Source organism: Chryseobacterium sp. BLS98, assembly GCF_001045445.1.
Classification (GTDB): Bacteria; Bacteroidota; Bacteroidia; order Flavobacteriales; family Weeksellaceae; genus Chryseobacterium.
The window spans coordinates 1-23857 of record NZ_LFNF01000001.1; the positions used below are offsets into that span (position 1 = coordinate 1).

Sequence of the window (23857 nt, forward strand, 5' to 3'; positions counted from 1 at the left end):
AAATGTTTTCAAAAGAAATTTAAAGTTTTTTTAGCAACCCTAAACTCTTTCCTAAACCTTAATCTTTATCGCTCCTGCTCCCCGTTTAACCGGACTGCAAAGATATGAAATTTTTTAAAACCCGCAACCTTTTATTTCTAAAAAGTTTTAAGCTCGTTTTACTTATATCTTTTTTAAGCTTTTTAAATATTATGCTTATCTAAAAGCTCTTCTGCGCTACCGTATACTCTCGTTTTCAGTGGGGCAAAGATACACCCTTATTACATCACAAAACAAATATAGTTAACATAAAATTCATTTTTAGTTCATGTAAAGCCGTAAGAAGCTGGTATACAGTAGTAAAATTTTCAAACTAATGTTTAATTTTTTTCACCTCCCTTTCCAGAATTACGGTTTACTATTTATTTTAGTGTATATAAGGCTTAAAAACTCTGCATAAGATTTCTCTAATCCGATGATGTCGCCGGATTTCAGATTTAAACCGCCCACTCCGGAAGTATCTGATTTTACTTTTAAAGAGGATACCTGGAAGTATAGGTTTTCTTTATTTGCTTTAGGCTGAACTTTAATTGTAGAGCCTAGAAGTTTCTTTGTTGATATAATAAATGCTTCTCCGGAAATAATATCCCGGGTAAGGTAAGACCTGGGTGCCAGTAAATAGTCTTTTTTATTTATACTAATTTTCTGCTCTTTATCTGAAGAAGCGAAAATATATAATTTACCATCCTGGTCTTTCAATTTCCCGTTTGGGGTATAATAAAGAGCTATCTTATAATTGGCCGGATTAAAAGGCTGAGGAGTACCATCAATATTTTCAAATGGTTTAAGTGAGAAAGTATTGGCCCCAATTTCTTTTGCTTTCTTATAGATGAGAGAAAAAACAGCTGCATCATCTTTTGAGAACCCCTGAACTTCAATTTCTCCAAGATACTCGGCATCAGTTATGGTTTCTGCTTTTTTATAGAGAAATTTGTCTGTATTGTCGTTTGTTTTCTCAACTTTTGAGAGATATACATTCTGTGCATTACAAAGATGGATACAGAATATTGAAATGGCAACTGCCAGGTTCTTGATCATATTATTGCTGGGTTAGTATTTTGACAGATTCTTCGAGACTGTTCTCCCAATGTCTGAGTTCTATTTTATATACTTCTTCTATTTTATCTAAAGACATGGTGCTTCTGGCCGGTCTTTTCGCGGGGGTAGGATACTGATCCGTCGTCAAAGGGTTTAGTTTCACCGAAGAGTTTGAAAATTCAGCAATTTTTTTAGCAAATTCAAACCAGGTGGTTTCTGGATAATTTGAAAAATGAAAAATACCGAAGATTTTGTTTGGGGCTTCAATAATATTCATGATTGCTTCGGCAAGATCGTTTGCATTGGTAGGCTGCCCAAACTGGTCGGCAACAATTCCGAGCTCGTCTTTTTGAGAGAACAGGCTAAGCATTGTTCTAACAAAATTTTTATTAAACTCTGAATACAGCCATGAGGTTCTTAAAATAATGGTTTTGGGATTAATTTCCAGAGCCAGTTCTTCTCCTTTTCTTTTTGATTCGCCATATACTCCGGTCGGATTGGTAAAATCATCTTCTGAGTATGAAAGGTTGGTGTCCCCATCAAAAACATAGTCGGTGGAAACATGAATAAGTATACATTTCTGATCTGCACAGGCCTGAGCGAGATGGGCAACTCCGTAAGCGTTTACAGCAAATGCTTTGTCTTTTTCCTTTTCGGCTAAGTCAACAGCTGTGTAAGCGGAAGCATTAATACAGTAGTCCGGTTTGTTATCGTAGAAAAAGTCATTGACCTGTTCTTCATCTGTAACGTCCAGAGTCTGGGAATCTGTAAATATAAATTCGTACGTATTTTCAAAATCAGGTGCAATTTTCCTGATACAGTTGCCTAACTGTCCGTTGCCTCCTATTACTGCTATTTTTTTCATGTGTAATTCTTTATTTTTTTATCACGAATTTTTTGCGTTCTGAGACCTAAGGAACTTCACTCTGGACTGGAAGTCTTTCTGCTCAAGATCTACATAGAATTTATGAAATGTTTCTTTGATATCTTCGGGATGAATTTCGGATTTTCTTGTTTTAAGGTTGAAATAAATCACTGTAACCCATAGAACTGCATGTACGGTTTTTTCGTCGAGACTTTTCATAAGTATTTCCACTTTGGCCGTCCTGTCCTGAATTTCTATTGTTTTGCTACTGATCACAACCTGGGTATTGTATCTTACTTCTCTCAGGTAAGCAATTTCATTTTGAATGGCAATCCAAGTGCATCCTGTTTTCTTGGTATATTCTTCGTATGTGAATCCATAAAATGTTTCTACATGATCTTCTCTGGCATTGAACATATAGTCCAAATATTTTACATTATTCAAATGCCCTATCGGATCACAATCGCTGAACCTTACTTTTACGGTTGTTGATACTTCTTTTTCCATAGCGCAAAAATAAAAAAACCGCCTCTAAAAGAGACGGTTAATTTATAAAACTTTGTTAATTTATTAGTTGATTCCTAATTCTTTCTTAACAGCAGCTGTAGCGTCTGCACCTCCTTTGTATACAAGAGCACCAGCGTTTGCATCAAGGATGAAGTCGTAACCGTTAGCTTTAGCAACTTTTTCAATAGCGTCGTTCAGCTTTTTCTCGATAGGTCCGAAAGCTACATCCTGTTTAGCCTGAAGGTCTTTCTGAGCTTTTTCCTGCATTTGCTGGATTTCTTCTCCTAATTTCTTCATTTCTGCTTCTCTAGCTGCATTTTCATCAGCTGTTTTTTTAGGAGCTTCAGTTTGGTATTGCTGGAATTTAACCTGAGCAGCATCTGCTTTTTTCTTAATTTCAGCTTGTTTTGCATCTAAGAAAGTTTTTATATCAGTATCTGCTTTTTTCTTTTCAGGCATTGCATTAAGAACCCCCATTAAATCTACAGAAGCTAATTTTTGAGCTTTCGCCATACTTACCGATACAACCATTATTACCGCGGCAAATAATACACTTAATTTTTTCATAATTGGTAAAATAAATAATTTAATTTGTTTTTAGATTTTAATTTTGAGCAAAAGTTAATACATATTACTTTTTACTTTTGCTGCTTGTCTTTTCTTTTTTATCAGATTCAGATCCTTTTAATAAGATCGCTAATACTTTTTCTGTATAATCATATCTTGGCAGAAGGAAAAGCACATTGTTATCGGATTTATCAAGAACCGTGCCCAATCCATTTTTCTCAGCCATTGTTTTAACGGCGGTCCAGATCTGATCCTGGAAGGGTACAACCAGATTTGTTCTTAGTTTTGTAATCTCGCCATTGGCTCCAAAACGTAAGCTTGTAGTGGTCTTGATGTTTTTTTCAAGGTCCATTACTTCTTTTTCTCTAAGCTTGAGCTGGTCTCCTATCAGCAATACTTTCTCACTTTCAAATGCCGATTTTTTTCTTTCGTATTCTGACTGCAGGTTTTGAAGTTCTGACTGCCAGGTATCGATCTGAGAATTTAATCTTGCTTCTGCTTCTTTGTATTGAGGAAGTTTATCTAAAATATAGCCTGTATCTACTATTCCAATTTTCTGTGCGTTTGAAAATCCAAAAAGCAGGAACAATACAAATGTGAAAATGATTTTAAGGTTCTTCATATGTGTGATTATAATGATTGGTTCATCAGGAAGTGTGTTTTCCATCCAGAAGGCTCTGTTCCGGAAACGGTCTTATCGAATCCGTAAGCAAAGTCAAATCCGATCAAACCAAAGGCTCCCATATAAACTCTTACCCCAACTCCTACAGATCTTTTCAGCTGGAATGGGTTATATGTACTCCATGAGTTCCATACGTTACCACCTTCTGCAAAGGTAAGTGCATAAATTTTAGCGGTCTGGTTCATTGAGATCGGGTATCTTAATTCCAGTGTAAATCTGTTATAGATTGTACCTCCCCCTCTTTGGGTAATGTCATCTATTTCTCCTCCATATGTTGAAGCATTTTCGTAACCTCTCAATGGAATCAACTCACGTCCGTCATATCTACCTCCAAATAAACCTGTACCTCCTACATAGAATCTTTCGAATGGCGGAGCTCCAAGTTTTTTGTTATATCCGTCCATGAATCCCATTTCAGCGGAAGATCTCAATACCAGCTTTCCAACAACTTCGTTGTACACGTCTGCCTTAAACTTGATTTTGTAGAATTCCATCCACTTGTATTTGTCAACCGGCGACATTGTAGAGTAATCTTTGTTGCTGAACAATGAATATGGCGCAGTTAATTTCGCGGAAACTTCAATATTTGAACCCGTTGTCGGGAAGATAGGGTCGATACCTGCTGAGTTTCTGCTTAAACCTAAGTTAAGACTTAAGTTGTTTGCGTCTCCATAGTATTCTGTAGTATCTCCGAACTGGAATGGATAGTTACTGAATTTATAATTCTGGAACTGGATTCCTGTATATAAAGAGAAGTAGTCATCCGGCCAGTTCAGTAGTCTGTTCAGACCCGCTGATGCGGAAAAGATATTAAGCTTCTGATCATTTCCACTGGTGTCGTTATATTTTACTCTTGAGGTGTTCACACTTACTGAAAGGGAAGTTTGTCTTGTTCCGAATAACCATGGTTCAGTAAATGAAATCCCATAATTCTGGAAATACTGTCCGGCCTGTGCCTGGATCGATAAAGTCTGACCGTCCCCCTGAGGTACCGGTTTAAAGTCTTTAAATTTAAGGAAGTTCTTTAAAGAGAAGTTATTGAACGTAAGTCCTAACGTCCCGATAAAGCTATTACCTCCGTAACCTGCCTGTAACTGTACCTGAGAAGATCCTTTTTCAACAAGACTCCAGTTTACATCCACCGTATTGTCCTGAGGATTGGGATTAATATCGTATTTAATTTGCTGCGGATCAAAGAAAGACATCCCGGCAAGATCGAAATAGGTTCTTTTGATCTCTGTTTTCTTGAAAAGCTCTCCCGGTTTAGTTCTCAGAGCCCTAAGCACAACGTGGTCATGGGTGGTTGTATTCCCCTGCCATGTTACCTTGTTCCAAGTTGCCTGTTCTCCTTCATTAACTCTGATTTCCAGGTTTACAGCATCTCCTGACACGGATTTTTCCACAGGAGTTACATTAGAGAAAAGGTAACCATTATTCATGTACACAGATTTGATATCTGAGTCATCTTCTTTACCTCCGTCTTCTCCAACTTTTTTATTAAACCCAACAGCATCGTAAATATCTCCTTTCTTGTATCCTAATAATCTCTGTAAATACTCTGTGGAGTAAACGGTATTTCCGGTGAATGTAACATCTCCGATATAATACTTTTTACCTTCATTAAGTTTTACATTGATCTCGTAGTTATTTCTTTTGTTTCTCCATACGGAATCTGAAACAATCTTAGCATCTCTGTAACCCAGTGAGTTATAGTAGCTGATAAGGCTCTGTTTATCTTCCTGATATTTTTCTTCAATGAATTTTGAAGATTTCAGGATTCCACCGATACCAAATCTCTTTTGTTTGGTTTCTTTGAAGGCTTTTTTTCTAAGCTTTGCATCTGTAACGCTTTGGTTGCCTTCAAATTCGATATGGTCAATTTTTACTCTTTTACCTTTCTCTACATTGATAGTCCAGTCTACCAAAGACGGATCATTGGCATTCACTTTATCCTGAATGGTAATTCTGGCATCAGCATACCCTTTCTTCACGTAATCCTTTGGAACTTTTGTCTTAAGGCTGGAAATCAGGTTTTGAGTAATTTTTGTCCCTGGCTTCAGATTGTTATCTTTTGCCATCTTTTCGTTTTTAGACTTACCAATCCCTTTACCTGTGAATTTTACTTCTCCAAGTTCTTTAAGGTCTTCCAGGTAGAATCTTAAAATTACAGTCTGCCCTTCAATACTCTGAACATACACTTCAACTTCTGAAAACGATTGGGTATCCCAAAGCTTTTTCACAGCGTTGCTGATTTTCTGTCCCGGAATATCTACAGCTTCTCCTTTAGTTAATCCCGTAAATCTTAAGATCTGTGCCGGTGTATATTTTTTTACCCCATCTACAACAATGTCTTTAAGAGTGTAAGTTCCTGCTTCATTTTCTGCATGTACAGCATTATTTACTTTAGTGCTGTCCTGAGGAGTTACTTGTCCATAAAAATGTGCCGAAGCAGCAAACATGATGATGGGTAATAGTCTAAACTTCATTTTATCGAGTCTTTCTTTTCTTTAAATTTATTGGGCATTTATCTGGTCGCCAGTTAAACCGTATCTTCTCTCTTTATTCTGGTAATCTACAATACACTGGAAGAAGATATCTTTTGTAAAATCCGGCCAAAGGACATCCAAAAACTGTAATTCCGCGTAAGCGATCTGCCAAAGAAGGAAGTTGCTTATTCTTATTTCCCCGCTGGTTCTGATCAGCAGGTCTACAGGCGGAAAGTCTTTCGTATAAAGGTAATTTTCGAATAATTTTTCATCAATATTCTCAATATCAACTTTTCCTTCTTTCACATCGGAACTGATGCTTTTTACAGCATTCAGTATTTCATTCTGTGAGCCATAGCTTATTGCCAGTACTAAATTGCCTTTTGTGTTTTCTTTTGTAAGCTCTACCACACGTTCAAGCTGTTCTCTCACAAGGGGAGGCAGCTTTTCTAAATTCCCTATAACATGCATTCTGAGTCCTTTGCTAAAAATCTCTTCAGCTTCCAGCAAAAGGGTTTCCACCAGCAGGTTCATCAGTGTATTTACTTCGTTTGCAGGGCGGTTCCAGTTTTCGGAAGAAAATGTATACAGTGTCAGGTAAGGGATATTAATCTCATTACATGCATTAATGGCATTTCTTACTGCATCAATGGCATTCCTGTGACCGAAAGTTCTTTCTTCGCCACGTGTTTTTGCCCATCTTCCATTGCCGTCCATAATAATGGCGACGTGTTTCGGTAAATTCTGAGAATTTATTTTATCTTTAATCAACGACATATTAATTAATCACAATAACACGGAGGTCTTCCGAATGAATAGGTCAATCCTAAACTAAAAGTATTCATCCAGTCCTTAGACCTTTCATCCCCTATATTTCTTTTGTTAAGCAGCTCCTGTTCTCTTTCTTTAGAGACTGCATAATAATTTCCTGACTGCAGCAGCGAAGCGCCGGTGGCAGGATCTAAAATATCTCCATTATAGCTAGACGTCAGATCTTTTGAAAGCAATCTGCTGTGATCCAGCTGATCTGTCAGTGTATATCTGAATGTAGCTTCTGCAAATATAGCCCAATTATGATTGAACTTGTATTTTAATCCTACCCCAAAAGGGATATGCATGGTTACTTTTTTTCCTAATGAGTATACAGGAGTGCTTGTAAAGTCAAGTTCATTAAGCGGCGCCTGTGCCACACCGTCTGCATCTCTTCTGAAATCATTGACAAGATCAGCTTTAGGGGCATCAAACATCAAAGCACCTATACCACCAAAGATATAAGGGCTTACCATGCTTACCTGCTCATTATTGACAGGGAAAAGATTGTATTCAAACATCAAACTTGCTTCGTATACATTATTTTTTCCGTATGAGTTTCTATTTACTCTATATTCTTCTTTTGCAGCTTTATCACTAAACTGAATCTGGTTGTATCCTAAATCCAATCTAACGGTCTGGTGCGGGTTAAAATTAAATCTATATAATAAACCTCCATAAAACGGGAACCCCCAGTCTGACATTCTGTCTAAATCCAACGGCTTTTGTAAAATATAATTGGTCCTTCCAATATCCCCAACTAGGTTACTCATACCCAAACGAACTCCCAATTCGTTTCTTTGTGCTTTAACACTTACCATTCCCAGGAAGGCAATAAAGCTAAACAATAATTTTTTATTCATAAAAGAATATGGATTTATGGTTATTTTAAAATTTAATTTTTGCAAATATAAAACATTTTTATATTAAAGATATCCTTAATGTTTAGTTAAAAATAAACAAAAAAACATAATTTGTTATAAAGTAAACGGCAAAGTGCCAAAAATATTTCTTTATATACTATTTATACAATGCAAGTAACTCACAACATAAAAAAAACCCTCATTGGTGAGGGCTTTTTTTAATTTTCCTGAAAATATTCTGATATTAAAAAATCAAAACAGCGCGATTTAACAGCAATTTGTTTAAAATATAAATAAAAACTGTTAGTCACTGTTTTCAAGAATAATTGTATTAGATGCAAATTCCGCTACCTAAACTACCGCAATCCGGGCCAGAGCAGGTAACACAAATTTGTCCTGAAGGGCATCCGGCGTTACTAAAACAATGCGTTGTAAGTGGCTGCAGCTGCTTCCCTCCATTAATCATTTTTAAATCGTTTTTTGACAGTTTTTTTAGATTTTTCATGTTATTTTATTTAATTCTTCTGCAATATATAAAAAATAACATATATCACCATGTGTTGGAATAATATTTAACAGAATACTATTATTTTTTGTTAAATATTGTCCGTACTTTATTTCGTATTCTAATCAGAAGGGGTTCTTTATAGTTTTTGTCTTCATCAAAATACCCGTAGCCATATCCGTAACCATATCCGTAGCCATATCCATAGCCTTGTTTTTTATTGTAATCATTATAGATAAGTCCTAAATGCTCCACCTCATGGTTATGGTATTTCTCTGTTATCATCTTCAGCATATATTTTTCTGTGTATTCATGACGAACGACATAGATATTAGCATCAGAATATTTCATCAGTTCATAGGAATCAGCGACCAGACCTACCGGAGGCGAGTCGATGATAATGAAATCATACTTCTCTTTCAGCTCTTCCAGGAACCTGATGTTTCTGTCGCTCATTAAAAGCTCTGAAGGGTTTGGAGGAATCGGTCCGGAAGTAGCCACATCAAGGCCAGGGATTCTTGTTTTATTAATAATCTGGTCTATTTCTACTTCTCCGGTCAGGTAATTGGAGATCCCGTATTTATTATCAATTTTAAAATCCCCGAAGATCTTAGGTTTTCTAAGGTCCATCCCAAGCAGGATTGTTTTTTTATCACTCAAACCTATTACGGATGCCAGGTTAATGGAAATATAGGTTTTCCCTTCACCACCAACGGAGGAAGTTATCAAAACTATTTTTCCTTTGCCATCTTCCCTGCTGTTCTCCATCAGGAATCTCATATTGGCCCTGATTCCCCTGAATGCTTCTGAAACAGATGATTTAGGCTGTTCCAAAACGGTTAGCATATTCTCATTGGTATTGTTCCCGATAACTCCAAGAAGCGGAATCTTTGTTGCACTCAAGAGCTCTTTGATGTTTCGGATTTTGTTATCCAATGCTTCACCAATCAGGATGAACAATAATGGAAACAGCAACAGGCCAAACATAATTGCTGATTTTATTGCTTTTACGTTAGGACCAATCGGAGCCTGACCCAAATTCTTGGCAGGGTCGATTACTGTAATATCAGACTGGTTGGTAGCGACTTTAAGCTGTGCTTCATTCTGTCTTCCCAAAAGGCTGTTATAAGTAGCTTCAATCATGCTATATCCTCTTTCTGCATCAAGATATTTTCTTTCTTTTTCAGGATAAGAAGTAAGATCAGAATTGGCTTCAGCTACCTGACGGTCTATTTTATTGATCTCGTCGTAATATTTTGTATAATAGTTTCTCAAAGCACCGGATGAACCCATTTTAGCCTCATTAATAAGCCTGTCTATCTCTTTCATAGGCTCGGAGTTCGGCTTATAAATGGTTGCCATTTCTCTTCTCTTTATATATAAGGCTTTAAGCTCTGAAACGGAAGCAGTAAAGAAACCATCTTCAAAACCGGCAGCATTGGTGCTGATCATTTTATCAAAATTCTGAGCCTGAAGGGTGTTTTTAATATTATTCAGTGAGCTGATCTTGCTTATGATGTCAGCTTTCTTTGCTTCAAGTTCTTTTATTTTGTCTAAAGATTTTTCGTCTCTGTCTTTAATATTATACAACTTTTCTGAAGTTTTGAGGTAGTTCAGAACCGCTGCACTTGAATCCAGTTTTTTACGAATCCCATCTATATTGGTCTGCAGGTAAAGATCTGTATTCTTGTTAACAATGTTTTTATCCGCCAGTCTTTTTTTCTGAAGTTCAGCTACTGATTTATTCAGGAAGTTTACTGTACTGTTAAGATTGAAACCTTTTTTGGAAATGATCATAATGGTTGCAATCTCTTTATCAAATTCCACTCCTATGGTAGAAACAATGTCATTAACACTCTGATTGACCGTACTAAGATTTACAATAACATTATTAACCTTTATATTAGGAGTCGTGGTATTCTTGATAAGTCTGAAACGCAGATTTGGAGAATTATACCATTCGTTGATTCTTATAACCTTATTGGCAGGCCTGTTATATCCGCTAACGGACTGAAATCCTTCTGATTCATAACTGTACAAACTGGTAGACTGCCCTTCTTCCGGGAGAACCACTTCATAAGAATCTCCACCTTTTGGAACAAGGGTAATAGGATAATTAATTTGCTGAAGGTGTTTTTTATCAATCTGAAGAAAAACCGGCGAATCGGTTTTATCAATATAGGTTGATTTGATAAGACCTTTGGTAGAATAATTAACAAAAAGATCCAGTTCTTTTACCAGAAACTCGTTATGAGATCTGGATAACAGCATTTTTTTAAGGTAAACTCCGTCCTGGTTTCCGCTCTGGCCCCAGATAAAGTTGATAGACTGGTTGGGCGTAAAATAACTGGACGTATTATTGGATATACTCAGAGAAAGATCTGATGCATAGATATTCTGTGCATAATATTTACTGTATACCCATGAAATAACATAACCGATAAGCAGCATGAATACAAACCAATACCAGTTTCTGAGTATTCTTCTCAGGAAATGTTCAATATCAAATAATGCAAACGATCCATACTTTTCCTTCTGGGGCTCGTTTTTCCCTATGGTGGTGTCTCTGTCTGGAATCATGGTTAAAGGTTTTTAAGAAGCAGATAAATTGATAATGCTGTAGTAATTACCGATACCCCAGTGGTTAAAGTCTGTACAGGATCTTTTCCGAATCCGTTTAAGCTTTTTCCTCTGGTATTCAAATAGATTTCGTCACCGTTCTGTACATAATAGTACGGGGAATTCATAATATCTTCGCGGGTAAGGTCTAGTTTTGCCACTTTTATCCCTTCCGGCAATTTTCTGTGGATAACAATATTGGTACGGTCAACGGTTCTGTTTAAACCACCGTTAATAGCTAATGCTTCTGTAATAGTCAATGTATTTTTGTGCGCTACTTTTTCTCCGGAAAGACCTGTTGTTTCTACATCTCCAAGAATGTAGTAGGTAATTCCGTCTGTATTCAGTCTTACTTCTGCTTTTCCTTCCTGGAAGTTTTCATTCACTTTTTCCTGAAGTTCCTGGGTAACATCTTCCAGTGTTCTTCCTTCAGCTTTAACATATCCTATCCCGAATACGTTGATATCTCCTTTGGAATCTACTTTCAGGCCGTTGAAATAGAAATTCATATTACCTCCTATTCCAGCGCCTGCATTACGGCCTCCTGTCAAAGCAGGATTAGCAGCACCACCGCCCTCTAATCCTCCGGAGGTATTTAAAGATGAATAAAACTGGGCCGCATCTCCCTTAGGCGTAGTTACAATATTAAGATTAAGAATATCATTCTTCGTAATTCTGTAGGTGGGAATATTGTAGGGAATAAGTCCTTCTTCATTGATTACCAAGCTCTCGCTGGGCTGTAAATACCTCACATCTTTTTTGGTGATGCAGGAAGTCATAAAAAAGGGCAGTAATAAAAATAAATATTTCAAATTCTTCATCATATTTGGGATGTTATTTGCAAAAGTAAAAATTAAATTCTTATTTTCTTATTATTTCTTAAATGATAAATGAGATCCGGTAAATAAGCTCCAAAAAAACCTAATGAAATAATTATCATTAAAAGGAGATTGATATTGATATGCCTTAGATAATAAGCCACAATGACAATCATCAGGTAATATACAATGATATAAAATGTAGACCGTCTGTGGGTAAGGTTCAGCTTCAGCAATTTGTGATGGATATGGTTTTTATCCGCATCAAAAGGTGATTTTTTATTGCACAGCCTGATAATGATTACATTCAGCGTATCCACAATAGGCAAAATAAGAATGGCAACCGCTATCACCGGTGCAGACTGAAGGTGATACCTTGGAACGTTGGGAAGTTCTCTATCTATGAAAATATCAATAAAACAAATGGAAGTAAATGCCAGAAGAAACCCCAGAAGCATAGATCCCGTATCTCCCATGAATATTTTGTTCGTCCTGTAATTGGATAAATTATAGTACAAAAAGGCGAGTACAGTTCCTATGATAATAACGGAAAGAACCACGAGCGGGTAATTATATTCTCCCAGGCGGTAATAGCTTATTCCGAAAAGACCGCTGCAGATTACTGAATATCCCCCGGCCAGCCCGTCTATTCCATCAATCAGGTTGAATGCATTGATCAGAATAATAAAAGTAATGATGCTGAACAAAACACTCACGAAATAGCCCATTTCATAAATTCCGAAGATCCCAAATAAGCTTCTGATCCTGATATCGGAACCTATTACCACCAGTGAAGACACCATAATCTGTGCCACCAGTTTTTTATAAGCTCTCATCACAACAATATCATCCATCACTCCAATGTAAAGAAGAATGATTAATGAGGCAAATAAAAATTTGTACAAATCAAAAAGCTCATAGGCAAAAATCGATGCACAGATTCCTATTGAATAAAAAATGGCAATCCCTCCAAGATTGGGGATTTTCCTGAGGTGGGAGCTCCTTATACCAGGTTCATCCATAAGGTTTTTTCTTCTGGATATTTTAATGATGGTAGGAATGGAGAAAAAGGTAATTAAAAAAGAGAATAGAAACCCTAATCCTATTTTCACATAAAAAATAGAAATTCCTGATTCGCTTAAGAACAATTCAAAATTCTTCATTTTTTTTTATTAAGCACATCATCAACATTCCTAAAAAAACATCAAAATACCTTACAAAAAGCTAACTATCAATGTTTTATATAATGACTGAAATAATTGTACTTATCATTTGTGTTATAATAATCTTCTTATCAGCTTCTTTTGTCCTGCAAAAAACAACAGATAAAAAATCTTTTTTTTCATCGGCAAAGATAAAAGATAATTCTTACCAAAACGATTATAGTTTAATATATCTCGAATTTTTATTTTTCTTTCATCCATAAAAACGGCCAGTTCAGCATCCATTTTATAAAATATTCCGCTGTCTTTTACAAAAGCCAGGTAAGCCAGAAAAGAATATACTCCTTCAAAGATCTGAAAGTTTTTAAGTTCTTTTCTTTTGTGGGAATACCCTGATTTTTCAAATGCGGCTTCCACGTCTTTTACTGCTTTCAGGATATCAAGGCCTTTTTCCGTATGGGTTTTTGTAATAGAATCTGTGCGTTCCAGGTATTGATAATGAAAATTCTGGGTCTGAGCCAAAACGCTGCACTCAAGAAGTAACTGCGGTATCAGCTGAATATCCTCAAAATGAACTCCTTTTTTAAACCTTTTACGGTCGAAAAGCTCTTTTTTGAACAGCTTGTTACAGGCAAAGTAGCTGAGATCCGAAAAAACAGAGAAATGATCTTCCAGTTCTATTTTTTCAGACATATTGGGAATCTGGGTCAGCTTTTGGGTTACTTTTCCGTCCTGATCTACTTTCTGAATGTTGCAGATGACCATTTTAGCCTGATGTTTTTCTGCCAGATGCAGCATTTCTTCAAACATCGTCTCCGTAACATAGTCATCACTGTCTACAAAACCGATATAGGCTCCTGAAGCTCTTTCTATTCCAAAATTTCGAGCATCACTTAAGCCGCCGTTCTCTTTGGAAAAAGATTTTATTTTATCAGAAAAATTCTTCGCATATTCTTCAATAATAAGTCCCGAGCGGTCTTTGCTGCCGTCATCAACAACTATAATCTCAATATCCTGAAGAGTCTGGTTTACCAGGGAATCCAGACATTTCGCCAGATAATTTTCTACATTGTATACGGGAACTATAACAGAGACCATCATTTTTTTCCTTCTAAATTAGCAATTCCGTTTGCCAGAAATTCGCTGAATTTCTGATACCCCTGCTTGTTTAAATGTAGAGGATCTGCATACAAGTTCCGGTCTTTATCATAATCAGAGCTTACTTCATCGAAATTGAGCATAATCACCTTTTTATTCAGGCCGTCGTTTTTTAATTCTTCGGACAGAGCATTTCTGTATTCCGGTATTTTAAATTGATTACCTTCATTTAAAACCAGCTCAGCACCTCTGTTACTGAGGCTGCTGATTATATTTTTATTGTTAAAATCTTCTTCCACACCAAATTCCGGAAGGGAAACTATAACCGGCCTGATGTTATAATGCAGAAGCGTTTTAATGATCATCACCATATGATGGGTATAAAATTCAGGTCCCACATGGGTTGCGGCATCGTTCACCCCGGCAATTACGATGCAGTAATCCGGTTTTTTTTCTATAATTTTTTTGGATGAAAATTCTTCCGTGTCATCTTTAAAGAGGTTTTCGTAGATCTTTTTGGTTTTAGCCCCTGGATTTCCTGATGAATAGATCTCGGATTGTATTCCTCTATCCAAAAGCTTTTTCTGTAAAAGTGAATCCAGATTTTGCCTTACAACCCAGCTGTCACCAATAATGCCGATCTGCAACCCATTTTCCGGATTAGTACGGGAAGAAAAATAATCTTTCTCGCCGGCATAGGAATATTTATTCCAGAAATACACGAAGCAGAATACTCCGGCTAACAGAACAATACTTATTAATAATTTTTTTTTCATCTTATGTGTACTTAAAAAGTCAGCCTGGGATTAAGCGTTCCTTTTTTTGCTTCTTCAAAATCTTTTTTAGAACATGGGATGCAGTTTTCTATATTTTCATCTTCTCCAAAATACCAGAGATTGCTGAAAGTATCCCTTTTGAAAGCATACTGTTCATCGTCAATCAAAACGTAGAACAGTTCGTAATGTCTTTCTTTCGGGTGAGACCGCTGGATATTGATCCCTTCAATCAGGTACCAGAGCATTTGTGCGAGCAGCTGGTGGTTGAGCTGGTTTTCGGAGTAAATATTATAATTAAAAATTCCTACAGATTTTAAATTTTCACTCAGTCCTATTTCTTTCATGTAGGCACATATCTCCCTCCTGTTCAGTCCGTTGACCTGGGGATTCATGGAAAACGGCTCACTGAAGCTTTCAATGGCATCACAGTTTAAGGTGACCAGATCTGCTTTTCTGAAAAACGGCTCTGTTTTTTCCGTGGAATTCATCATCTCCGCCAGACGGACAATATCAAACTGTACTTCTTTGATCAGTCTTATTGAATCTGTTTCGTTCAAATGTTTCTGATAGCCCAGATGGTGGTAATTTTTAATGGAAAAATTTTTGGAACCTAGTATTTTCCCCAAAAAGGTATGTTCGTTAATTGTTTCGCCCTGCTGCAGGGAAATAATATTACTGATCTGGGTATAGTTGATATTTTGCTTGTGAAAATTCAATGTTGAGAATAATGAAAAGGCAAAATCATTGGACCCTCCGATAATCACCGGAAGAGCTCTTTTGTAATGGCATGCCGACAAAACCTCCTGCAGGATGTAATGGGAGTCCTGAACGGATTTTCCGGAAACCAGATCTCCAAGATCTACGACAGGAACTTCAAAATCGAGCTGTGAAAGTTTATAAAATTCTTTTCTCACTGCTGTAAAGTCCTGCACTTCTGCATCACCGCCCGTACCTCTGTAATCTGAGACAAAAAGAAGGACAATGCTGTCTTCCTTTATATCTTTTGTGATCCTGCTGCCGATCTGCCAGTTTTCTGCTTTGAAATTCCTTGGTGAAATGATAAAATCTTCAAAATCCATATGTAATCCGAGAACTTGAGAATATGTTAATTTATTATTGAACAAACATACAAAAAAACCACAGCAAGTTGATATACTGCGGTATTTTTATTAATAAAAAAAGCCGCCAACACTTATGTTAACGGCTTTGTATAGATATATAGATATTTTACTATTACTTTTTTTTGGCCACTGTCTTTTTTGCAGCGGTTGTTTTTTTAGCGGCAGGTTTCTTTGCAGCCGGCTTCTTTTTCTCTGCAAAAGCATTTTTATCCTGATCGGTGATCCATTTTTTAACCTCATCAAGGGATACTTCCTTCAGCTCTTCTGTTTCATATTTCGTATCATCTTTTTTCTTAGGGATCTTGAACATAGCCTTTCCGAATTTGACGAATGGGCCCCATCTTCCGTTTTCAATAGAGATTTTCTCTTTTTCCCACTGCTGGATGTATCGGTTGGCTTCTTTTTCCAGTTTGGCATCAATCAGTTCATCAATATCACTTTGGGAAAGGTTGTCGAAATTATATCTTTTAGGAACATTCACAAAAATATCTTTGTATTTGATGAACGGCCCGAATCTTCCTGTTCCTTTCGTTACAGGATCTCCCTTATAAGTCGCGATCGGTGCATCTGCTTTTTTCTTTTCATTGATAATCTCTTCTGCACGCGCCTGGTTGACAGAAAGAGGGTCTTCTCCTTTCGGAATGCTGATGAAGGTTTCGCCCCACTTTACATATGGCCCGAATCTTCCTACTCCTACTGAAACCGGCTGTCCTTCAAATGCATCAAGCTCAAAAGGCAGCTTGAAAAGCTCAAGAGCCTCGGCTAAAGAGATCGTTGCAATATTCTGGCCTGTCATTAATGAGGCGAAAATAGGTTTTTCCTCATCTTCCGTTTCACCGATCTGGATCATGGCGCCAAATCTTCCGATTCTTGCATGAACGTTCTTACCAGTTTTAGGGTCTACTCCAAGAAGCCTGTCTCCATTGGCTCTGTCTGCATTTTCTTCTACGTCTTCAATTCTGGGATGGAATTTTGAGTAGAAATTGGTCATCATTTCTTTCCACTTCTGGTCTCCGTTGGCAATTTCGTCAAAACTTTCTTCTACTCTGGCGGTAAATCCATAGTCCAGAATTTCTTTGAAATTATCTGTCAGGAAGTCATTCACTACTTCACCGATATCTGTAGGTACAAATTTATTTTTGTCGCCCCCGAATTTTTCTTCAAGAACTTCTTTTTTGATTTTGTCTTTTGTAAGGGACATTTTCACCACTTCACGGGTCTGAGGATCGATCTCTCTTTTGTCCACATATTCTCTGTTCTGAATAGTCTGGATCGTAGGTGCATAGGTAGACGGACGGCCAATTCCCAGTTCTTCCAGTTTTTTCACTAAACCGGCTTCCGTATATCTTGCGCTCGGTCTTGTGAATTTTTCTGAAGCAGTGATCTTTTTATAGCTTAAAATTTCACCAACACTTACTTTAGGCAAAAGCTTTTCGTTGTTTTCCTCATCATCGTCTTCTGTTTTTACAATGCCATAAGCTTTTAAGAAACCATCAAAGATGATCACCTCTCCCTGTGCTTCAAAATGCTGGGGCAATGAAGCGTTTCCTATTTCAATTACTGTCTTCTCAATTTTAGCATTAGCCATCTGTGAAGCCAGTGTTCTTCTGTATATTAACTGATATAATCTGTTTAATTGGGCATCACCGATGCTTTTTACCGCAAAATCAGTCGGACGGATCGCTTCGTGAGCTTCCTGTGCAGAGGCAGATTTTGTGGTATAATTTCTTGGTGATGAGTATTCCGCTCCGTATTCTGAAACGATTTGTTTTTTTGCTCCTTCAATTGCTTCCTGCGAAAGGTTCACGGAATCGGTTCTCATATAGGTAATATATCCTTCTTCATACAGCCTCTGTGCAAGACGCATGGTGTTGGTTACATTGTATCCTAATCTGGAAGAGGCTTCCTGTTGCAGAGTAGAAGTGGTGAATGGTGCAGAGGCAGAGCGTGTTCCCGGTTTTGTCTCAACATTCAGAACTTTAAATTCTGTAGTTTTTGCTTTTTCAAGGAATTTTTCTGCATCTTCTTCTTTTTCGAAGTCTTTTTTAAGCCTTGCAGCAATTTCCTGCTCGGTTTTATTTAAGAAAATACCATCCAGCTTAAAGCTTGCCTTCGGAACAAATTCACGAATCTCTTTTTCTCTCTCTACAATTAACCTTACGGCTACAGACTGTACTCTTCCTGCAGAAAGGCCCGGTTTTACTTTTTTCCAAAGTACCGGAGACATTTCAAAACCTACAATCCTGTCCAGAACTCTTCTTGCCTGCTGGGCATTGACAAGGTTCTGGTCGATATCTCTCGGGTTTTCAATGGCTTTTAGAATGGCATTTTTAGTAATCTCATGGAAAACAATTCTTTTCCTGCTTTCGGGCTTTAATTTTAATTCGTCCGCCAGGTGCCATGCAATAGCTTCTCCTTCACGGTCTTCATCGGAAGCCAGCCATACCATTTCAGCTTTCTTTACGGCAGCTTTTAATTCTGTTACCAGCTTCTTTTTATCAGCCGAAACTTCGTAATCAGGACTGAATGTGGCAAGGTCTATTCCCATTCCTTTTTTTGGAAGATCACGGATGTGTCCGAAACTCGATTTCACTTCAAAATCCTTCCCTAAATATTTCTGAATAGTTTTTGCTTTTGCCGGTGACTCTACGATTACTAAATTTTTCGACATTCTAAAAATTTTTTGCAAAAGTAAAGCTTTTTTATTATATACTTTTTGTTAAAACGTTTTAATTTAATTTTTAGATGGGTTTAACAGGCGTTCCTGAGGGCATTTCCAAATATATCAAGTCCTTTAGAGTGTACGGTTTAGCGCAAAATTCATCCTGGATGAAAAAGATGATATAGAATTTTTCATCAATGGTGATAGATGTAAAACATATAAAAGCAGAACAGGAAAATCCTATTCTGCTTTATCTAATATTATTTTAATTCTACTGTTTAATAATCTTCACAATTTCTTCAGCATTATTAATTCGTACCAAATATATTCCTGAACTGAGTGCAGAAAGATCTGTTTTGCCGTTTTCAAATTTTCCGGATCTCACCAGCTGTCCGGAGACGTTATAGATCTGATAGTAATAGCCATCATTTTCCGGAGTATTGATATACAGAATATCTTTTACCGGATTGGGAAATAAAGAAATTTTATTCTTATTTACTTTTTCTATTACCTCAGCACTGCTTAGAGCTGCTGATGCTTTTCCCGAAGCCAGAGCTGTAACCGGTAGCCTTGGAATAGGACCTTCCTCATTTCCTTGGGCATCATATTGTATTCTTACGCATCGGCAGCTTGTTGCAAAATAAGGATCATTATTATCATTAAAGGCAATAAAACGGTTGGCTGTAGAAGCTGCATCAAACATTACATTCACTGATCTTCCCAGGTAATTTGAAGCCAAACCTGCCGTCCAAACCGCAGGATACTGGAAATTGACATTATTGAATGTTCCCGTAGAAGTCTGATTAGCTATCACATTTCTGTACCCCCGCATGCCGGAATCCGGATAATTTCCAACGATGTAAGATGACCCTATCAGCATATAGCCTATGGTGGAAGTGGTAGATGGATTTCTTACTCTGTATCCCGAATAGTCCGTACTTACACTATAAAATGTAGCTACATTCTTGTCTTTTTTATACCAAGGCGACTGTCCGAAATCCTGATTCGAAATTAAGGCTATGTTGCTCAGATCCGGGATTCTCCAGCCTTCCGGGCATGGATCAAAAGGAGACTTTTCCCCGCCTCTTCCCCATCGGTCAGGAGCAAGATTCGGCTCATTGGCAAGCCAGTCGGTTCCATTGGTATAGTTGGGCATACTACTGTTATAAGGAGCAAAAGTGCTAGGAATCATGTATGTTAAAGGGTTTTTCACAGAATAAGACAGCACTTTTGCTATTTTATCTGCCGGTTTATCTGTACCCTGTGCCACCGAAGCTGCGTAAGTATTATAAGGAACTATATAGCTTCCCGACATATTATTGTAAGCAGCATACGTTAAAGTAGTATAGGCAATGGTTCCGTTTGCTGATGCCGTCCCTAAAAATACACTATACGAAGCTCTATTATCCGCATGCTGGAATGTCGGAATCGGATCTTTTCTTCCCCATTGGTAATGCATTCCTGTAGAGGCCCGTATTTGGGCAAGCTCAGCAGCAGTAGGCGTAAGGGCATTAGCAACGATTGGAAATGCATCTACCGCTCCAAGGTTCCGGTCCATAAATTCTGTCTGAAATATAACATCGGCTTTATTTACATAATTGATGTAGTTCACAGCTTCCGCTGCCGGAAGTTCAGTTTTATAGGTATAAGATCCCAGAGGAGAGTCGGTTATCCAGATATGCCAGCTCCAATATACCGGAGCAGTAATGCTTCCGTTATGCAGGGTTACCACTGCATTTCCACTCTGATTTGGATTGATGTCTACTGAAATTTTTGAATCGCTGAGGCTTTGAAGCGAATTAGGGGAAGGATTAATCACTGATATCTTATTAATCAAAGCCGTATTAGTGGTCCAGAGTACATTTGCTTTTAAACTGTTAAAATTAGCAGGAACCAATATATCCTGGTTATTTAAAAGCTGGCTCTGCACCGAGAAAGCTTTGCTTACAGGAATTTCTACCGTAAAAAGGCTTGATTTTTTAACTGCCTGATAGGTATTGGGATTATCGATCCCTTCTCTGTATTCTGCCAGAGGATCAAGATATTCTGAAGGAAAATCATAGTTGTCTACAATATAAAGAGGATCTTTAATACATCTGCATCCATTGGCTTCGGAAGTATACATTCCTGACATTGGCATATAAAAATACCGTCCTTTAATATTGGGATAATTAGGATCCGGTACATCCGGCTGGCCTTTGTCGGGAATCATAAAAAGCCCTCTGGTAGTTACTGCCGGAGAAGCATCAAAGTGTCGGGTCATGGTTGCTGTCCATAAAGCAACATGGTGCTGATCGGTATACTGCCCCTGGTGAGCTGCTCTTATCAGCTGTCCTGTTCCGGGGAAAATACCCATATTATTTCCTCCTGCATTGGAAAGATCAAAACCTAAATTAGGGTAAACTTTAAATCCGGTCATGAAGGATGGCATCCCATTATCGGTAGGCTTTATGATGTGGTATTTATTGGTTTCGAAAACATTTTTCGCCATGTTGGTTCTGACTCCGAAAGGGGAAAAATCGAGCCTTATATCATCCACATAAGTCTGGGAGGCCAGATTGGCGACAAGCATTGAAGGCATTCTCCATCCGTTTGGGCATGGATCATAAGATGATTTATCTCTGTATGGCCGGGCACTGGTATCGTTGTTATATCCGGTACTGATAAATCCCTGGGAATTGTCAGACCAAAGGTTAAGCTCCGAAAGCCTGTTATCAGGTAGCTCTGCTGAACGTCCGAACCAGTTGACCGGTAGATTCAGGTTGTTATTATAGTATGCCTGACCACTGTTATCGTCCTTGTTCACATAAATCAGGCTAAGCGGGTTCTTTATGGAAAGCCTGATATTATTGGTCACTTCGGCACCTGAAAGGGGAACGTATTTCGTAAGGTTATCAATATTTACAGCACCGGTCATATTCTTTGCGCCTCTATGCCTTACTCTTCCTATGGATCCGGAAACCTCATAGAAATCATTTCCTCTTGTCACTAAAGGCGGGATAGGATCTTTCCTGCCCCACTGATACAGAAGTCCGCCGCTTCTGTTCCAGTCTGAAGAAGTAATAGAGCTGCTTAAGGCACCAAGATTACGGTCCATCCATCCCCAATCGGAATCGGGAATTTCTTCAACTGTTCCGTCCGCTCTCATTCTTGTCATATTATCGAAGCTTTTATATTTGGATCCGTTGGTAGGATCATCAGTTACCCATATATGCCAGCTCCAATATATTTCACCGTTTATTTTCAGGGCAATAACTGCATTTCCTTTCTTAGCCTTGTTAATAGGGACTCTTATTTTGGCATTTTCATTGGTGCTCATGACTTCCAGCGAATATCCGGGGCCGGATTTAATAAGACCATGGGTATCTTCCCACAGAACATCCGCTGTCATTTTTCCGGAAGGAATCCCGTCACTTTTGATGTATCCGTCACCTTTCCACATAGCATATGCTTTTTTTACCGGAATCAATAAGCCTTCACTGGCTTGCCTGGGATCAAAAATATAACTGTTGGGGGCTTTTGTCCAGTCGGGGACTGCTAAAATTTTATTGTTGGGTTTCGTTAAACTATCCCCTGCTGTGAGCACTGATTTTCCTGCAAAGGGGTCAGGAAAGATCTTTTTTACTTCTCTACTATTCCTGGAATAGGTACAGATCGACACTAGGCAAAAAATTGCCGCAAAATTTTTAACTAAATTTTTCATATCCTTAGATTTGTGTGCTATCAAAGGAAATACAACTTTTAAGCCTTTATTGTTAATAATCAATTAATATTATAAATAATTAAATTATATATTGATGGAATTAACAATAACAAATAATTAAAAGATTATAAATACAAAAACAGCAATTTCTACTTTTCACACAAAAGTAACTGTTTTTGTTAAAATTTCTTATGATTTGGCTCAATCTAAAACTTTACAATGACGGAAGCCAAGAAAAAAGACAGCTGCAGTGCTGTCTTTGTCAATGTATGATAGTAATAAATTAATTTTTACGGAAGGATATGGTTTTTATAAAGATCAATGGTAAATCGACCGACTTTAATATTTATGAAAGAAGAGAACACCACAATGTTAAAGATAACAAGCGCGATGATAAAAGCGTAAATGATCTTTTTTACTCCGCTTGAAACCACATACATCGTATTGGGGATCAACACATAGGAAAACCCAACAAATGCGCCTACAAGCCTTGACGAGAATACAGGGTTATTTCTGAAAATAAAATAGAAACAGATCCCGACAACAGCATAGTTTCTATGGTATTCGTAATAGGGATATTTTTCTTTCATTTTGGTATCGAATGTAAACAGGAAGAAGGTCAGAATCATCATCATCGCTTCGGGAATCCCGAAACCTCCATTCAACCTTTCTGTGGATTCATACATGTATCCATTTAAACCATTTACCAGAATATTGTCTGAAGCCATACCCTCCAAAAAGCTTCCAAAGACACGGTATATCTCGAATGGTGAAAGAAATACAGAAATAATGATCAGGGTGAGCATTATAGCTTTGTTCAATGGAACACGGGCCAGCCAGTACATTGGGAGAAACAGGTAGCTTACAGTATGTATTCCAGATGCCAGAAATATGAAAAACAAATAGTGCCACAATTTCCGCTGCTTGATATACCGTATGGCGAAATAAACGATGAATGTCCCAAGATTCTGCCTGATCTGCCCGCTTTCTCCAACAAAGAAGTAGGGAACGAACATGAAAAGGGTAAATGTAAAAGGGTAAAAAGTATTGTCTTCCGTATATTCTATCTTAAAGAAAATAGCACAGATGGCAATAACCAGGGTAAGAACATAAAAAGGCGCATTAAAGACATTCAGCAATATCTTATTGATCAGGGTATACAGCCACTCTACCTCCAGCTGGTCAGGGCCCTGCATATGAAGCATCTTCATGAAAATACTGTAGTAGCTCTTCGTGTCGGAATAAATATAAAGTCCTTTATAACTTCCGTAGTCGGGTCCCACATTATCACGGAAACCTACCAATATGATGAGATAAATCCCTAAAAACCAGAACCATTTCTTATCTACTTTTTTCCCGAAAACCTCCTGTACACTAAAAAAAAGCATGTACACAATCGCAACGAGAAAATAAGGATGTAACAGACTCATGCTAATCTAATGTGGTTTTAATGGATTGGGTATACAAAAGTAAGATGTGAACCTGTACGTAAGATAACACAGACAATAGAAAAGGAATACCACTACAAAATAGCA

At 37.6% G+C, this 23857-nt stretch carries 18 protein-coding genes; all 18 read right to left on the reverse strand.

Going from position 1 to position 23857, the window contains the following annotated elements; translation table 11 throughout:
• Window positions 1–387: 387 nt before the first annotated feature.
• Window positions 388–1077 carry a hypothetical protein gene (locus ACM40_RS00005; RefSeq protein ID WP_228376110.1) on the reverse strand — a complete coding sequence of 230 codons (690 nt, stop codon included), beginning with the start codon at window positions 1075–1077 and terminating at the stop codon, window positions 388–390.
• A gap of 1 nt (window position 1078) precedes the next feature.
• Window positions 1079–1942 carry a dTDP-4-dehydrorhamnose reductase gene (gene rfbD / locus ACM40_RS00010; RefSeq protein WP_048500840.1) on the reverse strand — a complete coding sequence of 288 codons (864 nt, stop codon included), beginning with the start codon at window positions 1940–1942 and terminating at the stop codon, window positions 1079–1081.
• 21 nt (window positions 1943–1963) lie between these two features.
• Window positions 1964–2449 (reverse strand): acyl-CoA thioesterase, encoded by a 486-nt coding sequence (locus ACM40_RS00015; RefSeq protein ID WP_048500841.1) that lies wholly within the window; start codon window positions 2447–2449, stop codon window positions 1964–1966.
• 63 nt (window positions 2450–2512) lie between these two features.
• Entirely contained in the window at window positions 2513–3016 is a 504-nt protein-coding gene (locus ACM40_RS00020; RefSeq protein WP_048500842.1) for an OmpH family outer membrane protein, read from the reverse strand.
• 64 nt (window positions 3017–3080) lie between these two features.
• Complete coding sequence (locus ACM40_RS00025) at window positions 3081–3638, reverse strand: OmpH family outer membrane protein (RefSeq protein ID WP_048501661.1); 558 nt, start codon at window positions 3636–3638, stop codon at window positions 3081–3083.
• A gap of 8 nt (window positions 3639–3646) precedes the next feature.
• Window positions 3647–6184: an outer membrane protein assembly factor BamA gene (gene bamA / locus ACM40_RS00030; RefSeq protein ID WP_048500843.1), complete on the reverse strand. Its 2538-nt coding sequence runs from the start codon at window positions 6182–6184 to the stop codon at window positions 3647–3649.
• Window positions 6185–6211: 27 nt separating this feature from the next.
• The gene (locus ACM40_RS00035; protein ID WP_040999451.1) at window positions 6212–6961 is read right to left on the reverse strand and encodes an isoprenyl transferase; all 750 of its coding nucleotides are present in this window, start codon (window positions 6959–6961) and stop codon (window positions 6212–6214) included.
• A gap of 5 nt (window positions 6962–6966) precedes the next feature.
• Window positions 6967–7857, reverse strand: a complete 891-nt coding sequence (locus ACM40_RS00040; protein WP_048500844.1) for a DUF6089 family protein — start codon at window positions 7855–7857, stop codon at window positions 6967–6969.
• Between the two features lie 331 nt (window positions 7858–8188).
• A complete protein-coding gene (locus ACM40_RS20885; RefSeq protein ID WP_407712616.1) occupies window positions 8189–8362 on the reverse strand; it encodes a bacteriocin-like protein in 174 nt (57 codons plus the stop codon).
• A gap of 81 nt (window positions 8363–8443) precedes the next feature.
• Window positions 8444–10942: a polysaccharide biosynthesis tyrosine autokinase gene (locus ACM40_RS00045; RefSeq protein WP_048500845.1), complete on the reverse strand. Its 2499-nt coding sequence runs from the start codon at window positions 10940–10942 to the stop codon at window positions 8444–8446.
• A 2-nt stretch (window positions 10943–10944) separates the two neighbouring features.
• The gene (locus tag ACM40_RS00050) at window positions 10945–11805 is read right to left on the reverse strand and encodes a polysaccharide biosynthesis/export family protein (RefSeq protein WP_048500846.1); all 861 of its coding nucleotides are present in this window, start codon (window positions 11803–11805) and stop codon (window positions 10945–10947) included.
• A 29-nt stretch (window positions 11806–11834) separates the two neighbouring features.
• Window positions 11835–12962 (reverse strand): glycosyltransferase family 4 protein, encoded by a 1128-nt coding sequence (locus tag ACM40_RS00055; protein WP_048500847.1) that lies wholly within the window; start codon window positions 12960–12962, stop codon window positions 11835–11837.
• 114 nt (window positions 12963–13076) lie between these two features.
• The gene (locus ACM40_RS00060; RefSeq protein ID WP_083996750.1) at window positions 13077–14063 is read right to left on the reverse strand and encodes a glycosyltransferase family 2 protein; all 987 of its coding nucleotides are present in this window, start codon (window positions 14061–14063) and stop codon (window positions 13077–13079) included.
• Window positions 14060–14836 (reverse strand): SGNH/GDSL hydrolase family protein, encoded by a 777-nt coding sequence (locus ACM40_RS00065; protein WP_048500848.1) that lies wholly within the window; start codon window positions 14834–14836, stop codon window positions 14060–14062. The genes ACM40_RS00060 and ACM40_RS00065 overlap by 4 nt, the downstream gene beginning before the upstream one ends.
• Before the next feature lie 11 nt (window positions 14837–14847).
• On the reverse strand, window positions 14848–15915 hold the full coding sequence (locus ACM40_RS00070) for a formimidoylglutamase (protein ID WP_048500849.1): 1068 nt from the start codon (window positions 15913–15915) through the stop codon (window positions 14848–14850).
• A 154-nt stretch (window positions 15916–16069) separates the two neighbouring features.
• Window positions 16070–18628: a type I DNA topoisomerase gene (gene topA / locus ACM40_RS00075; RefSeq protein ID WP_048500850.1), complete on the reverse strand. Its 2559-nt coding sequence runs from the start codon at window positions 18626–18628 to the stop codon at window positions 16070–16072.
• A gap of 262 nt (window positions 18629–18890) precedes the next feature.
• Window positions 18891–22322, reverse strand: coding sequence for a T9SS type A sorting domain-containing protein (locus tag ACM40_RS00080; RefSeq protein WP_048500851.1), 3432 nt, complete (start codon window positions 22320–22322; stop codon window positions 18891–18893).
• A gap of 290 nt (window positions 22323–22612) precedes the next feature.
• Complete coding sequence (locus ACM40_RS00085; protein ID WP_048500852.1) at window positions 22613–23752, reverse strand: EpsG family protein; 1140 nt, start codon at window positions 23750–23752, stop codon at window positions 22613–22615.
• Window positions 23753–23857 lie beyond the last annotated feature (105 nt).

Excerpts from the sequence above, each read along its gene's own strand:
- ACM40_RS00050 (WP_048500846.1), bottom strand. The coding sequence starts at position 11,805 with ATGATGAAGAATTTGAAATATTTATTTTTATTACTGCCCTTTTTTATG.
- ACM40_RS00020 (WP_048500842.1), bottom strand. The coding sequence starts at position 3,016 with ATGAAAAAATTAAGTGTATTATTTGCCGCGGTAATAATGGTTGTATCG.
- topA (WP_048500850.1), bottom strand. The coding sequence starts at position 18,628 with ATGTCGAAAAATTTAGTAATCGTAGAGTCACCGGCAAAAGCAAAAACT.
- rfbD (WP_048500840.1), bottom strand. The coding sequence starts at position 1,942 with ATGAAAAAAATAGCAGTAATAGGAGGCAACGGACAGTTAGGCAACTGT.
- ACM40_RS00065 (WP_048500848.1), bottom strand. The coding sequence starts at position 14,836 with ATGAAAAAAAAATTATTAATAAGTATTGTTCTGTTAGCCGGAGTATTC.
- bamA (WP_048500843.1), bottom strand. The coding sequence starts at position 6,184 with ATGAAGTTTAGACTATTACCCATCATCATGTTTGCTGCTTCGGCACAT.
- ACM40_RS00045 (WP_048500845.1), bottom strand. The coding sequence starts at position 10,942 with ATGATTCCAGACAGAGACACCACCATAGGGAAAAACGAGCCCCAGAAG.
- ACM40_RS00040 (WP_048500844.1), bottom strand. The coding sequence starts at position 7,857 with ATGAATAAAAAATTATTGTTTAGCTTTATTGCCTTCCTGGGAATGGTA.
- ACM40_RS00035 (WP_040999451.1), bottom strand. The coding sequence starts at position 6,961 with ATGTCGTTGATTAAAGATAAAATAAATTCTCAGAATTTACCGAAACAC.
- ACM40_RS00080 (WP_048500851.1), bottom strand. The coding sequence starts at position 22,322 with ATGAAAAATTTAGTTAAAAATTTTGCGGCAATTTTTTGCCTAGTGTCG.
- ACM40_RS00070 (WP_048500849.1), bottom strand. The coding sequence starts at position 15,915 with ATGGATTTTGAAGATTTTATCATTTCACCAAGGAATTTCAAAGCAGAA.
- ACM40_RS00015 (WP_048500841.1), bottom strand. The coding sequence starts at position 2,449 with ATGGAAAAAGAAGTATCAACAACCGTAAAAGTAAGGTTCAGCGATTGT.
- ACM40_RS20885 (WP_407712616.1), bottom strand. The coding sequence starts at position 8,362 with ATGAAAAATCTAAAAAAACTGTCAAAAAACGATTTAAAAATGATTAAT.
- ACM40_RS00055 (WP_048500847.1), bottom strand. The coding sequence starts at position 12,962 with ATGAAGAATTTTGAATTGTTCTTAAGCGAATCAGGAATTTCTATTTTT.
- ACM40_RS00025 (WP_048501661.1), bottom strand. The coding sequence starts at position 3,638 with ATGAAGAACCTTAAAATCATTTTCACATTTGTATTGTTCCTGCTTTTT.
- ACM40_RS00005 (WP_228376110.1), bottom strand. The coding sequence starts at position 1,077 with ATGATCAAGAACCTGGCAGTTGCCATTTCAATATTCTGTATCCATCTT.
- ACM40_RS00085 (WP_048500852.1), bottom strand. The coding sequence starts at position 23,752 with ATGAGTCTGTTACATCCTTATTTTCTCGTTGCGATTGTGTACATGCTT.
- ACM40_RS00060 (WP_083996750.1), bottom strand. The coding sequence starts at position 14,063 with ATGATGGTCTCTGTTATAGTTCCCGTATACAATGTAGAAAATTATCTG.